At 69.6% G+C, this 14,541-nt stretch carries 13 protein-coding genes; 7 read left to right on the top strand and 6 right to left on the bottom strand.

The genetic code is table 11. From position 1 onward, the window contains the following. Window positions 1-96 precede the first annotated feature (96 nt). Window positions 97-774: a TetR/AcrR family transcriptional regulator gene (locus ALI144C_RS27395; protein ID WP_237774328.1), complete on the top strand. Its 678-nt coding sequence runs from the start codon at window positions 97-99 to the stop codon at window positions 772-774. A gap of 96 nt (window positions 775-870) precedes the next feature. Here the strand turns inward: ALI144C_RS27395 and ALI144C_RS27390 are convergent, their stop codons facing one another. Then, window positions 871-1,305, bottom strand: coding sequence for a hypothetical protein (locus tag ALI144C_RS27390; protein ID WP_076990015.1), 435 nt, complete (start codon window positions 1,303-1,305; stop codon window positions 871-873). A 77-nt stretch (window positions 1,306-1,382) separates the two neighbouring features. Continuing rightward, on the bottom strand, window positions 1,383-1,745 hold the full coding sequence (locus ALI144C_RS27385) for a nuclear transport factor 2 family protein (RefSeq protein WP_076990014.1): 363 nt from the start codon (window positions 1,743-1,745) through the stop codon (window positions 1,383-1,385). Window positions 1,746-1,881: 136 nt separating this feature from the next. On the opposite strand from ALI144C_RS27385, the gene ALI144C_RS27380 reads away from it, so the two are divergent. Beyond that, window positions 1,882-4,596: an ATP-binding protein gene (locus ALI144C_RS27380; RefSeq protein WP_076990013.1), complete on the top strand. Its 2,715-nt coding sequence runs from the start codon at window positions 1,882-1,884 to the stop codon at window positions 4,594-4,596. Between the two features lie 642 nt (window positions 4,597-5,238). On the opposite strand, the gene ALI144C_RS27370 is transcribed toward ALI144C_RS27380, so the two are convergent. Both ALI144C_RS27370 and ALI144C_RS27365 read right to left on the bottom strand, forming a co-directional pair. After that, complete coding sequence (locus ALI144C_RS27370) at window positions 5,239-6,666, bottom strand: S41 family peptidase (protein ID WP_143230894.1); 1,428 nt, start codon at window positions 6,664-6,666, stop codon at window positions 5,239-5,241. Window positions 6,667-6,687: 21 nt separating this feature from the next. Continuing rightward, window positions 6,688-7,917, bottom strand: a complete 1,230-nt coding sequence (locus ALI144C_RS27365; RefSeq protein WP_076990010.1) for a serine hydrolase domain-containing protein — start codon at window positions 7,915-7,917, stop codon at window positions 6,688-6,690. Window positions 7,918-8,052: 135 nt separating this feature from the next. On the opposite strand from ALI144C_RS27365, the gene ALI144C_RS27360 reads away from it, so the two are divergent. The 5 genes from ALI144C_RS27360 (at window position 8,053) to ALI144C_RS27340 (ending at window position 13,288) form a co-directional block, all read left to right on the top strand. Next, entirely contained in the window at window positions 8,053-8,763 is a 711-nt protein-coding gene (locus ALI144C_RS27360) for a response regulator transcription factor (RefSeq protein ID WP_076990009.1), read from the top strand. Next, window positions 8,753-10,474, top strand: a complete 1,722-nt coding sequence (locus ALI144C_RS27355; protein WP_076990008.1) for a HAMP domain-containing sensor histidine kinase — start codon at window positions 8,753-8,755, stop codon at window positions 10,472-10,474. Before ALI144C_RS27360 ends, ALI144C_RS27355 begins: the two co-directional genes overlap by 11 nt. Window positions 10,475-10,641: 167 nt before the next feature. Then, the gene (locus ALI144C_RS27350) at window positions 10,642-11,427 is read left to right on the top strand and encodes a CPBP family glutamic-type intramembrane protease (protein WP_076990007.1); all 786 of its coding nucleotides are present in this window, start codon (window positions 10,642-10,644) and stop codon (window positions 11,425-11,427) included. Further along, window positions 11,424-12,704, top strand: a complete 1,281-nt coding sequence (locus ALI144C_RS27345) for a sensor histidine kinase (protein WP_076990006.1) — start codon at window positions 11,424-11,426, stop codon at window positions 12,702-12,704. The genes ALI144C_RS27350 and ALI144C_RS27345 overlap by 4 nt, the downstream gene beginning before the upstream one ends. After that, complete coding sequence (locus ALI144C_RS27340; RefSeq protein ID WP_076990005.1) at window positions 12,644-13,288, top strand: response regulator transcription factor; 645 nt, start codon at window positions 12,644-12,646, stop codon at window positions 13,286-13,288. Before ALI144C_RS27345 ends, ALI144C_RS27340 begins: the two co-directional genes overlap by 61 nt. A gap of 56 nt (window positions 13,289-13,344) precedes the next feature. On the opposite strand, the gene ALI144C_RS27335 is transcribed toward ALI144C_RS27340, so the two are convergent. Together ALI144C_RS27335 and ALI144C_RS27330 are read right to left on the bottom strand one after the other, a co-directional pair. Next, the gene (locus tag ALI144C_RS27335) at window positions 13,345-13,875 is read right to left on the bottom strand and encodes a hypothetical protein (protein ID WP_076990004.1); all 531 of its coding nucleotides are present in this window, start codon (window positions 13,873-13,875) and stop codon (window positions 13,345-13,347) included. Next, on the bottom strand, window positions 13,872-14,441 hold the full coding sequence (locus tag ALI144C_RS27330) for a TetR/AcrR family transcriptional regulator (protein WP_076990003.1): 570 nt from the start codon (window positions 14,439-14,441) through the stop codon (window positions 13,872-13,874). The genes ALI144C_RS27335 and ALI144C_RS27330 overlap by 4 nt, the downstream gene beginning before the upstream one ends. Between the last annotated feature and the right edge of the window lie 100 nt (window positions 14,442-14,541).

Below are 14,541 nucleotides of genomic sequence, written 5' to 3'. Positions count from 1 at the left end.
CTCTCCCGACCGGATGCCGGGTGTCTCGTTGCGGCCGGACAGCGTCTAGTCCTCATTATGCACGCGGTGCGTGCAACAGCAAGTGCATAGTCTAGGATGAACCTGGACGAGAGGGACGAGATGACTGGCCGAAGGCGATGGTCCACCGAGGAGATCCTGGACACGGCGGCGGAACTGCTGCGTACCACCGACGCCGAGTCGTTCAGCGTGCGCAAGCTCGCCGCGGCGCTCGGCACCGACTCGTCCAGCCTCTACCGACACTTCCGCAACAAGACCGAACTGCTGCGCGCGGTCGCCGACCGGATCCTGCTGGCCGCCATGGACGGCTACCACCCCGAGGGCGATTGGAAGCAGCGCATCACCGGCCTGGCCCTGCGCCTGCGCGAGTCCTTCGGCGAGCAACCCCAACTCGCCACGGTCTGGGGGCGCTATGCGTCCAGCGGTACCGGGTCCCGCTTGTTCATGGAGGAGCTGCTGCAGGCCCTGCGCGCGTCCGGTCTGCCCGATGAAAAGATCCCGGTGCGATACCACCGCATCGCGATCCTCATCGCCGCGCTGATCGCCTCCGAGGCCGGGACCAGCACCCTTCCCCCCGCAGAGTACGAACAAGGCCTGGAACTGTTCCGTGTCGCGGTGCTCGGCGCCGACCCTGACCGCTTCCCCGCCCTAGCCCAGTTCGCCCGTGACGTCCGCCCACTCGGGGCAGACCGCCGGGCCGCGTTCGAAGAAGTCCTCGCCGCCCAACTCGCCGACGTCGAAGCTCAGATCCCCTGACGTGCCGGTCATCAGCGGTCGAGCGCTGGTCGCCGCAGTCAGGGGCATGACGAACGCCAGGACCGGAGTTTCCGGTCCTCAGCGTGGTGCCGTAGGTCAGTGGTGGGTGCGCACTTTGCGCAATCCCCACATTTGCAGAGCGGCGAATCCGGCGACGGTACCGGCTTGCAACACTGTCCAGGTCGTGCCGATCACGTTCGTGCCGAGGACGCTGAACGCGGCGACTCCGATACTGGCCAGTGCCCACAGCAGGTTCGCGCCGATCACCAGCTTCGTCATCGACGCCGACGGTTTCCGTTGTGCGGCCAGCACACCGACCGCGAGTCCGTATGCCGCCAGGAAGGTGCCGACACCGAGCAGCAGGCCCGCGCTGGTGCCGAGAAGTTCGGCGACGGGTCCGGATGCGACCAGGTAGATCAAGCCGTTGCCGCCGGTCACGAGCGCGTCCAGCGCGAGTACCCGACGCAGGGTCGTTGTGGCGGACGCCGTCGTGGCGTTGGTGGTCGGGACGGTTGCGGTGGGGGCGGTCATCTCATTCTCCTCTGTCCAGTAGTGAGTAGTTGTTGTGCTAGGTCCGCTGACGAAACTCCGCCTCGGCATGGCCGGGATCAAAGAGTGTGGATCTCGTCGAGGAAGCCGTAGACGCTGCGGATACGCCCGTTTTCGAAGACCGCGACGTCGAAGCCGACCACCATGGCCTCAGCGCCCTCCGTCCCGAGCTCCCAGGTGAACCGGGCTTGCTCGTGATGGATGTCGACGCCCTCGCCCAGGGTGAACACGAAGCCGGGGAACTGGGCTTGGACCGCGCCGATCGTGGCGTCGAGCTGGTCGCGACCGCGCGCTTCCGCCATCGGGTCGATGTAGCTGCAGTCCTCGGTCCACACCGCGTCGATCTTGGCGCGGCGCACGGCTGGGTCGGTCTCGTTCCAGATCGCGAAGTAGTCGTTGACGAGTTCGTTGAGGTCGCTCACCTGAGTGCTCCTTGCCGCGTTCCTGTTTGCTCGTTCTTGCTGATGAGAACGTTATGCAAGGTCAGCGGCCGAGGAATCGGTCACGCATAGGTACTTCTGGCAGGAGCGGCGGGCCGTCATAAGTAGGATTCGCGACATGCTGCACGGCCGGGACACCGAACGCCGCGTCCTCGACGAGCTGCTGTCGGCCGTGATGGCCGGGCACAGCGGGGCGCTCGTGGTGCTGGGTGAGCCCGGAATCGGCAAGACCACGCTGCTGGACTACGCGGCGAAGACAGCGACGTCCGAAGGCGCGCGCGTGCTCCGCGGCAGCGGTGTGGAGTTCGAGGCCGAACTGCCGTTCGCCGGCCTGCAACTGCTGCTGCGGCCGGCGCTGCGGCACCTCGACGCGCTGCCGGACGTGCAGGCGGCGGCGCTGCGCAGCGCCTTGGGCCTGGCCCCGGCAGGCGGTGGCGACCAGTTCCTGATCGGGCTGGCGGTGCTGTCCCTGCTTGCCCGTCTCGCTGAGGACAAACCATTGGTGTGCCTCGTCGACGACGCCCAATGGCTGGACCGCGCCACGGTCGAGACATTGCTGTTCGCTGCCCGCAGGCTGGCCGAGGAGGGCGTGCTGCTGGTCTTCGGCGCGCGGGCGCACTTTCCCGCGCAAGGCCTTCCGGAGCTCAAGCTGACTGGTCTGGACGCCTCGGCCGCCACCGCGCTGCTCGCCGAGCACGCTGACGACCTGGCCCCGCGACTGCGCTACCGGCTGCTGACCGAAGCCGCGGGAAACCCGCTGGCGCTGATCGAGCTCCCCGCCGCCCTCGGTGACGCGGGATCCGCCCTGGACACGCACCTGCCGCTGACGGACAAGCTACGCGCGACCTTCAGTGCCCAGCTGGACCGCCTTCCCGACGCCACGCGGTGGCTGTTGCTGGTCGCAGCCGCAGAGGACACCGGTGACCTCGCGATAGTCCTGCCCGCCGCCGCAGGGTTCGGTGCCACGGTCGCCGACCTGCGCCCGGCCGAACGCGCCGGGCTGGTCGTCGTCGCCGACGGCACCATCGGCTTCCGGCACCCGCTGGTGCGGACGGCGACCTACCAGGGCGCCCCGCTGGCCGACCGGCTCGCACTGCACCAGGCACTCGCCGGCGCGCTCAGCGGCCCCGAACACGCCGACCGGCGCGCCTGGCATCTGGCCACGGCGAGCACCGGACCGGATGAAGCGGTGGCCGAAGAGCTGGAGCGGACCGCAACCCGCGCGGGCCGTCGCCATGGCCACACCGCCGCCGCGACGGCCTACGAGCGAGCCGCGCAGCTCAGCCCCGCCGTTGCCGAGCGCGCGCGCCGGCTCGTGCTCGCCGCCGAAGCCGCCGCCGAGGCCGGAGAGGTGTCCAGGGCTCGTTCGCTGGCCGCCGCGGTGACCGAGCCGCCGGAGGATCCCGAGCTGCGAGCCCGGCTGGTCCAGGTCGACGCCCTTGCCCGGTTCGGCGAGGGACGGGCGAGCGAAGCGCACCGGCTGCTGCTCGACGCGGCGAACCTGGCCGGGCTCGGGCCGGACCAGTCGCTGGAGCTGCTGCTGGAGGGCTCCTACTTCGGCTGGTTCGCCGGACAGCGCGAACTGGCCGAGAGCCTCGACCGGCTGACGGCTCTGCGGCACGAACCAGGTGGTGCCAGGGGCGCGATGGCCCGGCTACTCGTCGCGGCGATCTCGGTTCTCCTCGACCGCGATGTCGGGCCTGCCGACCTGGCCGCGCTCGGCGAGCAAGCCGGCCTGCACGCGGACGCACCGCATCAGCTGCTGCTGGTCTGCGGTCTTGAGCTGGCGACCGGCCAGGACGCCGCCGTGCTCTCGCTCGCCCGCCGGGCCGTGACCGAGGCCAGGGCGGCCGGCCGGATCGCGCGGCTGCCGAACTTGTTGTTCCTGCTCGCCGAGGCGCAACTCGCGGTAAGCCTCCACCGCGACGCCCTCGCCTCGGCCACCGAGGGGAACCAGATCGCGGAGGACACGGGCCAGCACCAATGGCGCGGGATGCACGCCGGGGTGCTGGCCTACCTCACGGCCATCGAGGGCGACGACACGCGATGCCGCGATCTCGCCGACAGCGTGCTCGCCGCGCCCGATGGCCCCGGCACCCACCGGGCCACCTGGGCCCTTGGTGTGCTCGACCTCGGCAGAGGCCGCGCCGCAGCCGCGGTGGCCCGGCTCGCGACGCTCGCCGAGTCACCGAGCGCCTACGGCGTCGCGGTGACCCGCAGCGTGCCGGACCTGGTCGAGGCGGCGGTGCGGCTCGGCGAGCCGGCCCGGGCAGGCGAGGCGTTCGATCGGTTCACCACGCGCGCCAGGAGCATGCGCCAGGCGTGGGCTGATGCCTTGGTCGCACGCTGCCGGGCCCTGCTCGGCCCCGAGCAGGAAGCCGAACACCACTTCACGACCGCGCTTTCCCTGCACGGCAAGGATCGACGGCCGTTCGAGCAGGCGCGAACCGAGCTGCTCTACGGGGAATGGCTGCGTCGCGCCCGCCGCAAGGCAGAGGCGAGCACCCACCTGCGTTCCGCCAAGGAGACGTTCGAACGATTGCAAGCCAGGCCGTGGCTCGAACGGGTGGAAGGCGAACTCAGCGCCACCGGAGTAGCAGGCAGCGGCGGCGGGCACGCCACGCTGCGCGGCCCGCTTGCCCAACTCACCCCGCAGGAACTGCAGATCGTACGACTGGCGGCCACTGGGCAGTCCAATCGCGACATCGCCGCGCAGCTGTTCCTCAGCCCGAGAACTGTCGGACACCACCTGTACAAGGCCTACCCCAAGCTCGGCGTGCAATCCCGCGCCGAACTCGCCAGCCTCACCCTGCACGACCCTGCCGCCGCTTAGTGGTCACGACCGGAAGTCTGTCGGGGTCTCGACGGCCCGGCTTCTCCGGCGACGACCGCGCCCCGTCCAAACCACACCAGGTCGCCGTCGAACGCGGTCCTCGCCCGGAATTCCTCTCGCAGCCGCGGCAGTCGAAGACCGACGACTACCCCGACCGGGAATGGGTCGAGCTGCGCTTGTGGCTTCTCACCGGCCGGTCGCAGGTCGATCACGACACCCGCATCGGCACCGCCGAACTCGACGCGGGGATATCCGACCACGCCCATTCTCGTGAGCGGTCCCACCACTCGGCATTCGGGTCCACTTCGAGCAGATGCAGCGATCGGCGCCCGAACTTGACCGGAATCCGAAGAATCAGTGAGCGGTTTCAGGTCGCCAGTGGCCTGTTTCAGCACGGGCCGATGATCGCGTTGCGCTGTGAGGCATGTGATCGACGTTCTGGAGTCCGCTCAGCCGCCTGGGATGGGGCGGCTGACTCCCTGTGCTGGACGGTCAGGACAAGGGAATCAGCCGCCATTACCGATGGGCTGGTCGTGCAGCAGTCGGTCGGAGTGGGTCGACTTTGTCATCAAGCCTTCACGTACACCCCCCACCCGGCCAACCGGAGCCGCGAGTCCTCAATGGACAATCTGGAACGGTCGGTCAGAGATGCAACAGGGTGGCGGCTTTGTCGATGGCGGGGTCACGGCCTGCTGAGAGGTCCTCCGCGGTGAACGGGATGTAGTGGTCTGGGGCGACGCCGATGCCGTTGATGATCTCCCGGTTGGCGCTGAGGCCCATGGACCTCGGCAGGGTCAACGTGGTCCCGTCGTTCAGCGTGTAGTTGTAGCTCAGCCCGGAGACGAAGCCGCCAGTCCGGGTGCCGATGATCGGGCCGAGCCCGAGGTCCCGCACGGAGCCGGAAAAACTGTCACACGCCGAGACGCAGTCGCGGCTGGTGAGCACCGCCAGCCGAAGGCGAAGCAGTTCGACCTGGTCGTCGGTGGTCTCCGGGACGCAGTTGTTGTAGTTGTAGTCGCATTTGTAGCTGGACGTCTTGTGGTGGACGAACGCGCTGAGCAAACGCCTGGCTTCCTCCCCGGAGCCACCCATGTTCCGGCGCAGGTCGAGCACGATGCCATTGATCGGGCCGCTCTGCTTCAGGTCGGCGACCGCGCGGAAGATGTCGTTCGCCGTCTGCGGGACGAACGCGCCGACTGTGACGTGCGCGAGGTCGCCCGCCGCTCTCCTCGCGGTCACGTTCCTGATCACGTCCGGGTTCTGCTCGTACCGGCCGGGCGTCAGGGTGGCGGTCCAGGAACGGCCGGTGACCGGCCGGGTCAGCCCCAGCTTCACCGGCTCCTTCGACGGGTTTCGCAGCCAGTCGAGCACACCGGGGGTGGGTTTCCCGTTGACGAACGGGGCAGCGTCGTTGACCGAGGTGATGATGTCGCCGGGCAGCAGACCGGCCTGCTCCGCGGCCCCGCCGAGGATCCGTCGGATGAACAGCGGCCCGGTGACCTCGTTGGGAACCCAGCTGGCCATTTCCGCCCGGGGGGCGAGGTCGAGTCCGATCGCGTAGTGCGGCGGCGGGCCTTCCTGCCGCGTCCACATGGCGTGGTTGTCCCGCAGGCTTTCGATCATCCCGCGCATGGTGGCCGCGGCCAGCGCCTGGTGCAGCGTGGGATCGGCCGGGAGCTGCCCGATCACCTGCTGGTAAGCGGCACGGAAGGCGACCCAGTCGCGGTCCCGGTTGCCGGACAGCGCGGGCATGGTCGCCCCGGTGCGGTCCAGTTGCCTGCGGTGGAGTTCCTCGGTCAGTCCGGCGAACGCGGAGGCCAGCAGGCGGCGGTGGTTCACCTGGTCACCGCCGACGTAGTTCTTGAAGACGCAGTAGTAGGCCTGGCCGATGGTGGCAATCGTGGTCGGGGTCAGTTGCGGTGGCATCGGCGCCGGGTCGCTGGAACAGGCCGCCGGTGGCGCGGCGTTCTCCTGCCGGGCGCTCGCGCCGTTCGCGCCTGCCAGTGCGATCATCGACGCCAGCAGCGCTGGCATGGCCAACGCGGGTACCGTGAATCGTTTGCGTAGCAAGGTTTCTCTTTCTCTGGAGGTTCAGCGGGTGCCGGTGATGGCCAGCCGCTCCTGGCGGAGGATGTCCTGGAAGTCCGCGTAGTCGTAGTTGCAGAGCACGATGCCAACCCAGTCCGTGTCGAGGTGGATCGACCAGTTGGTGTTGCCGCCACCGATTCCGCCGCCGTGCCCGATCACGCGCCCGAAGTTGAGCAGGCCCGCGGTGACGCCGTAGCCGTGGAACGGTAGGCGAGACGGGTCGAGCGGAGCGTTCGGCGGTGGCGGGACGGGGACCTTCGGGCAGGTGAACACCTGGGTGAAGCCGGGTTTCAGCAGCTTGTTCTGCTGGAGTGCGAGCGCGAAGCGGAGCAGGTCGGGCGCGGTGGAAAAACCACTTCCCCCACCCGCGCCGACGAATGCCCGCGCCGGATTGGTCCCGGGCGCGCCGAGCACGGTGCCCGCGTCGAGGTTGCGGACGCCGTCGATCCGGGTGCCGTCGGCCTGCAGCATGTGCGGGTGCGCGATCCGCGGATCGGACTCCCACTGCGTTCGCGTGCAGTACGCCGAGTCGGTCATCCCGGCCGTGGTGAAGATGTGCTGCTCGACGTAGTCCCAGAACGGCTGTCCGGACACAGTGGCGACGATTTCGCCGAGCGCGTCCATCCCGGTGTTGCTGTAGGCCCAGCCGGTGCCGGGAGTGAACTCCAGTGACGCCTTGCGCGTCCTGCTGGTGGTGTTCTCCCACTCCTCGGCCTTGCTGTGGGTGACCTTGTGGATGTCGAACGGGCCCCCGCGCATGCCCGAGGTGTGGGTGAGCAACTGGTGCACGGTGATCTGGTTCGCCAGCTCGGCCGGGAACCCGGACAGGGAGGTCCCGAGCTTCTCGTGCAGCCCGAGCTTGCCCTGCTGCGCGAGCTGCACGACGGCCAGAGCGGTGAACGGTTTCGACGCCGAGGCGAGGTTGTAGATGGTGTCCATCCGGTTGGGTACCTGCCGAACCCGGTCGGCGAGACCGTACGCCTTCGACAGCACCGGACGGCCCCGGTAGGCGAGCAGGGCGGTGCCGGAGAAGTTGTCCGCCGCGGCCCGCTGGGCGAGGTATCGGTCGTAGGCCTGTACGGCCTCGCGCGGCACCTTGCCGTCCGCGGATTCGGTGTCCGCGCGAGCGGTTGCGCCGGTGGCCAGAGTGGTGCCCGCGACCAACGGCGCGGCGCCCATCAGCGCGAGCACCGAACGTCGAGACGGTGACGACGATTCGGCATGGTGGGTCATGGCTGGCTCCTCATGGGTTTCGGTTCCCGAGAGCCTGCCGACCACCGGTCAGGATCTTGTCAAGATCGACGCCTCCCAGGGTTTTCCCGGCGCATTCCCAGGAACTTCCAGCGAAGGCCGGACGAGACTTTCGCCATGCCCATGCGCATCGTGGTCGCTGAGGACGATCGCAAACAGGCCGACCTGATCCGCCGTTACCTGGAACACGAGGGCCACCAGGCCACCGTGGTGCACGACGGCAGGCAGGCCATCGAGCTGATCCGGCGGTGCGACCCCGATCTGCTGGTGCTCGATCTGATGCTGCCGTCGGTTGGCGGGCTGGAGGTGTGCCGCGCGTTGCGGGCCGAACGCGACCTGCCGATCGTCATGCTCACCGCCCGCAGTGGAGAGAACGACGTGCTGGCGGGGCTGGCGCTCGGCGCCGACGACTACGTCACCAAGCCCTACCGCCCACGGGAACTGATGGCCCGGGTGCGGGCGGTGCTGCGCCGGTCGGCCCGCGCCGACGTCACCGGGTCACCGCGGTACGGCGTCGGCGACCTGGTGATCGACACCGCCCGGCACGAGGTGCGGGTGGCAGGCGCAGTGGTACCGACCACCCCGGCCGAGTTCACCGTTCTCGAATGCCTCGCGGCCTCACCCGGCCGGGTGTTCACCCGCCAGGTGCTGCTGGAACGCCTCGGCGGATTCGACCGGCAGGTGACCGGCCGCACGATCGACATGCACGTGCTGAACCTGCGCCGCAAGATCGAGCGGACACCGACCCGGCCGCGGCATCTGCTCACCGTGTACGGCGTCGGCTACAAACTCGCCGAACGGAGCGGCGAGGCCGACAGTGCGCCATAGCCTGCTGGTCCGGCTGCTGGCGCTCGCGCTCGGGGTGGCGGCCTTGTCGGTGTGCACCGTCGCCCTGCTCGTCACCGGTGATCAGGGGCGGGAGGAGCTGGCAGGCGATGCCTCGCTGCTGGAGACCGACCGGGAGATCCGGTCCGCGCTGCACGGCTACGCGACCGAGCACAGCAGCTGGGCCGGAGTCGACTCGCTGGTCGACGAGCTGGCCCGGCGCACGGGCCGCCGGATCGCGCTCACCACCCCCCACGGCAAACCGATCGTGGATTCGGCGCGGACGCCGAACAACAACGCCACCGCTTTGCCGAAGGCACCCGCTGCCCGGATCGACGCGACCACCCCACCCGACGACCAAGCCCTCACGCTGCCGCCGAACATCGTCGCCGGGAAACCCGCCGAGGGCGTTCTCACCGTCTACGGCTGGCGTTTGACCGACGGCGAACGGCGGCAGTGGCAGGCGTTCGCCGATCAGGCAGCCGACTGCCTGCGCCGCACCGGCGCCGGGGCGCGGCCCGCGGTCGCGTGGTACGGCCGACCGATAACGGACGCCGCGGGTCCCACCACGTCGTCGGGGGATCCGTGTGTCTCCTCGGGGCCGCCGGGCCAGACCGAGGCGGTCCGCCGTCTCACCGCGCGGGTCGCCGAGGAGTCCAGCGGCTGCCCCGCCGACCCAAACAGTCTTCTGTGGACAGAATGCCTGCGGGACGCCCGCCTGGAGGTGCTGCGAGGCCACGTCGCCGGGCCCGCCGACCTCTACCTCGGCGAAAGCGACCGCTTCGACCCGTTGTCCCCGGCTGACCGGTTGCGGACCGCCGGGACCGTCGCGGCGGTGCTGATCGTCGCGGCCGCGGCCACCGTGCTGGTCGCCCGGCGGCTGGTGCGCCCGATCCGCATGCTCACCGCCGCTGCGGGGCGGATGGCGGCCGGGGATCGCGCCGCCCGCGTTCCCTTACGCGGCAACGACGAAATCACCCAGCTCGCGGTCGCCTTCAACACGATGGCCGACGCGATCGACGGCGCCGACCGGCATCGACAGGCCATGCTCGACGATGTAGCCCACGAGCTGCGCACGCCGCTGGCGAACGTCCGCGGGTATCTCGACGCCGCGCAGGACGGCGTGGTCCCGGTGGACTCGGCGCTGATCCGGTCGTTGATCGAGGAATCGGAACTGCTCGAACGGCTCGTCGCCGACCTGCGTGACCTCGCCCTCGCCGAGGCGGGCGAGTTGCGGATCCACCCGGAGGAGCAGGACGTGGCAGACCTGGCAGCGGCCGCGGTCGCCGCTCACCGCGCGGGTGCCGAGGCATGCGGCGTCGACCTACGGTTCACCGTGGCCGAGCCGGTCGTCATGCACGTCGACCCGACCCGGCTCCGCCAGGCCCTCGGCAACCTGGTGTCCAACGCGGTGCGGCACACCCCGAGCGGCGCAACTGTGGACGTCGCCGTGCGCGGGTCGGCCGACGCGGTGGTGATCACCGTGGCCGACACCGGAATCGGCATCGCAGCCGAGCACCTGCCGCACATCTTCGACCGGCTCTACCGCGCCGACCCGTCCCGCGGCCGGACTACCGGCGGGGCCGGGCTGGGCCTGGCCATCACCAAGTACCTGGTGCAGGCGCACCACGGTCGCGTCGAGGTCACCAGCACCCCGGGCGTGGGCTCGACATTCACCATCCGGCTGCCACGAACCGACGCCGTCCCGGAATGAACCGGGCTGTCCTCAAGCGACAGTCCCGGCTGCGGGCGATCAGCGATGTTCGACCGTCAGCGGCACCAGTTCTGCATATGTGCCCCGACGGGGTGGAGTTTGGTGCACCCCGATCGGGTTGCCAGGCGCATTCCCTGGTGCTCGACCGACCGGCATCGTCGATGACCATGAAGATCCGAACTCACCTGTGGCCCGTCGTAGCGGTGTTCTTCACGGTCGCCCTGCTCACGTCTGGTCTCCTGGGTGCTTTGCAGCCCATGACCGGCATCCCGACCGTAGTGATCCAGCTGACTCAATTGGGGCCGCTGCTCGGTGTCGTTGTGGTGGCGTTGTGCTGGCCGGTGCGTACTCGTGAAGCGTTGGCCGGTGCCGTTGGCGGACGAGGTGGCACCTGGGCACCACTGCTGTTGCTGTCCGTGACGGCGGTGCTGGTCATCGGCGCTGCCGCGGCCGGGTATGGGCTGTTGACCGGCGACGTCCGGGCGACCGCCCCGGCCGATCTCGGGAACCCGTTCGTGCTGATCGTGGTCGCGCAGTTCGCTGGTGCGTGCGCTGAGGAGATCGGCTGGCGATGCCTGTTGCAGCCGTTGCTGCGTACTCGGCTTGGAGTGGTTGCCGCGTCGGTGGTCGTAGGTGTGTTGTGGGGCGTGTGGCACCTTCCGGTGTTCGCGCACGATGCGGCGTACGTGGTCGGTTTTCTGCTGGCGGCGGTGTCGATGTCCGTCGCGCTGGGCGTGGCGCTCGACGGCGTGCGTGCGCAACGGCTGGTCCTCGCCGGGGCGTTCCACACGCTGACCAACCTCGGGATGCTGCTGTTCATGGACGAGGAGTCGGGTGTTGCCCTGCCGATGATCCTGTTCGGCTGCGCGTGCCTGGTCGCAGCGGTGGCGTGGCTCGGGAGGCGCACTAGTATCGCCGCCGTGCGGGAGAACGTTCGGAGTCGGTTGGGATGAACCGGCGCGCGGGCTGGCAGGCGGTTGGCCGGTGCTGGGTGTGGTTCTGGTTCACGTTGGCCGAATCCGCCGTCGGCACTGTCGTGGTGGTCGCGGTGCTCCTCCTCCCGACCGGTCTCGGGTTCAGGTTGATGCCGCGTGCGGCCATGGCCCTGCGCCGGCTGTCCGACCGGGCCAGGGGATGGTGCCACGACTGGTCCGGCGTGGCCGTCAGCCAACCCGCCCCACTGCCCACCGATCCGGCGTTGAGCGCCCGATCGCGTGGCCGTGCGATCCTCGCCGACGAAGGGTTCTGGCGTGACCTGCGGTGGGCCACCCTCACCCCGTTGCTCGGCGGGCTGCTGTTGTCCGTGCCGGGTTGTCTCATCGGATACGGCGCATTCGGCGTGCTGGTGCAGCCGCTGATCTGGCAGGCGCTCGGCGACGGCAACTGGTACGCGTTCATCCCGGTGGTCGACACCGTGACCGCGATCGCCGCGGTCCTGTTGGGACTCGGATTCATCGCGTCGGGAGTGTGGTGTGCACCCGCGGTGCTGGGGCTGCATGCCCGGTGGAACGGACGGCTGCTCGCCGCGCCGCGCAGCGTCGAGTTGGCCAGGCGGGTGGAACAACTCGCGGACAGCCGGGCCGAGGCACTGGACGCGCAGGCCGCGGAGCTCCGCCGGATCGAACGTGACCTGCACGACGGCGCGCAGGCTCGGCTGGTGGCGTTGGGCATGACCGTGGACAACGCGACCCGGGTGCTGGAGTCCGATCCGGACACAGCCCGGCGGCTGCTGCGGCAGGTGCGTGAGACGTCGATGTGCGCGCTGGCCGATCTGCGTGACCTGGTCCACGGCATCCATCCTCCCGTGCTGGCCGACCGCGGACTGGGCGACGCGGTGCGGTCGGTCGCCCTCGACAGCCCGCTGGACATCACCGTTGACGTCCGGTTGCCGGGGCGGCTGCCGTTGCCGGTGGAGTCGGCCGCGTACTTCGCGGTCAACGAGCTCCTCACCAACGCCACCAAGCACGCCGGTGCCCGCACGGTGGCGGTGACGTTGGCCCACAACGGTCACGCGCTGCGGGTCACGGCCCGTGACGACGGCAGAGGCGGTGCCGACCCCACACGTGGCACGGGCCTGCGTGGGGTCGAGCGCAGACTGGCCGCGTTCGACGGCACCCTCGCCCTGCACAGCCCGCTGGGCGGTCCGACCACTGCGACGCTGGAGATCCCGTGCGCGTTGTCCTCGCCGAAGACCTCTTCCTCCTCAGGGACGGACTGGTCCGCACCCTGACCGAGCACGGCTTCGACGTCGTCGCCGCGGTCGACAACGGCGAGGCCCTGCTCCACGCGTTGCTTCACCAGCAGCCCGACGTCGCCGTCGTCGACATCCGCCTGCGCCCGAAGTTCACCGACGAAGGGCTGCAGGCCGCGCTGGAGGCCCGGCGTCGTCGTCCGCGTCTGCCGGTTCTGGTCCTCTCCCAGTACGTCGAGCAGCTCTACGCCAACGAACTGCTGGCGGGCGGCGAAGGGGCGGTCGGCTACCTGCTCAAGGACCGGATCACCGACACCGAACAGTTCGTCGACGCGGTGCGCCGGGTCGCGTCCGGCGGCACGGTCATGGACCCGCTCGTCATCGCCAAGCTGCTCACGCGCAGCGACGCGCGCGGACTGATCAGCGACCTCACACCGCGCGAGCGGGACGTGCTGGAGCTGATGGCGGAAGGACGGTCCAACGCGGGGATCGCGAACAGCCTGCACTTCAGCGAAAGTGCCGTCACCAAGCACACCGCGCGCATCTTCGCCAAGCTGCGCATCACTCCGTCAGACGACGACAACCGGCGGGTACTGGCGGTCCTGGCGTACCTCAAGCGATGACGACACCCCGCGTTGGTTGTGCAGTCGGGATCGCAGTCCGACGCGGAGGTATCGGGTCACCGGGAGGCCACTTCCGGAAGGAGGTGAGCCAGCAGGAGTTTGATGAGCAGCAGCGGGGCGAACCAGCCGAGTTCGGGTGGGACGGTGACCACGCTGGTGGTCAACGTCAGGGCGAACGCGGTGACGGCGAAGGCGACCGGCCTCCGCACCGGTGCCGGAGCGATGGTAACCACTGCGGCTCCTACCAGGGCTGAACCGTGAATCGCGGCAGCGGCGGTCCAGGTGACCCCGGGCACCGTCGCGGCCAGCAGGTAGGGCTGGACGTGCAGGGCGACGAAGGTCAGGTGGTGCCGGGCGGTGCGCCCCGGTCTGTGGTACCACCGCTTCGCCGCGTTGGTGGCGTTGACGACCGCCCCACCGAACAGGTCGAAGGCCACTACCGTCACGACGGCCACGGACAGCGCGGGCAGGTGTGCGTCCAGCGCGAGTGACAGGGCGAGCCCGGCGCCGGCGATGGCTGCGCCGAACCCGGCCAGGACTTCCTGCCGGGTCGCGCCGGGGGCGATGGCACGGTCGACGAGGTTCACGCGCGGATCCCTTCGACAGTCAGTTCGATGATCGGTGCCGCCAGGTCAGTGAGGGGCACCCGATCGTCGGTCAGCCATTGCAGCAGGCAGCCCTCGATCGTGGCGACGATCAGTGTGGCGTGGTGTTCGCTGACGTCGGGCCGCAACTGGCCCTCGGCCCGTGCCTGGCGCAGCAACGCCGAGATCGCCTCTCGGTACTGGCGGTAGACCGCGGCCATGTCCAGCGATGGCGCCGACGCCCACACATCCAGCAGGACGCGGGCGTGATCGCGGTGCGTGGCGAGCATGTCGACCACCTCACCCACCAGTCGCGCCAGACGCTCCAGCGCCGGACCTTCTCCCACTGTCGCCAGCACCGCGTCCGAGCGGGCCCGGTAGCTTTCGAACACGCCCGCCAGCAGAGCGTCGCGGCTGTCGAAGTACAGGTAGACGCTGCCCTTGGCGATGCCCGCCTCGGCCGCGACATCCTCCACGCGGGAGGCGGCGAACCCCTTGCGCGCGAACACCCGCACTGCCGCGTCCAGGATGTCCTTCCGCCGCCGAACCCGATCAACTGCCTTGGCCATGGATTGATGGTGACTGACCGGTCAGTCATTGTCAATGGCGACATCGTTGGTACGACACGTCAACCAGATCAAAATGCTTGAACGCCAGATGTTCGACCGC

The sequence above is a fragment of the Actinosynnema sp. ALI-1.44 genome, assembly GCF_001984155.1.
Lineage (GTDB): Bacteria > Actinomycetota > Actinomycetes > Mycobacteriales > Pseudonocardiaceae > Kibdelosporangium.
Note: the sequence above shows the minus strand (reverse complement) of the source record. Positions and strands in the feature narration are given on the sequence as shown.

Bases quoted from the DNA above. Each gene is read 5' to 3' on its own strand.
- ALI144C_RS27390 (WP_076990015.1), bottom strand. From the start codon at position 1,305: ATGACCGCCCCCACCGCAACCGTCCCGACCACCAACGCCACGACGGCG.
- ALI144C_RS27350 (WP_076990007.1), top strand. From the start codon at position 10,642: ATGAAGATCCGAACTCACCTGTGGCCCGTCGTAGCGGTGTTCTTCACG.
- ALI144C_RS27360 (WP_076990009.1), top strand. From the start codon at position 8,053: ATGCCCATGCGCATCGTGGTCGCTGAGGACGATCGCAAACAGGCCGAC.
- ALI144C_RS27395 (WP_237774328.1), top strand. From the start codon at position 97: ATGAACCTGGACGAGAGGGACGAGATGACTGGCCGAAGGCGATGGTCC.
- ALI144C_RS27380 (WP_076990013.1), top strand. From the start codon at position 1,882: ATGCTGCACGGCCGGGACACCGAACGCCGCGTCCTCGACGAGCTGCTG.
- ALI144C_RS27345 (WP_076990006.1), top strand. From the start codon at position 11,424: ATGAACCGGCGCGCGGGCTGGCAGGCGGTTGGCCGGTGCTGGGTGTGG.
- ALI144C_RS27330 (WP_076990003.1), bottom strand. From the start codon at position 14,441: ATGGCCAAGGCAGTTGATCGGGTTCGGCGGCGGAAGGACATCCTGGAC.
- ALI144C_RS27365 (WP_076990010.1), bottom strand. From the start codon at position 7,917: ATGACCCACCATGCCGAATCGTCGTCACCGTCTCGACGTTCGGTGCTC.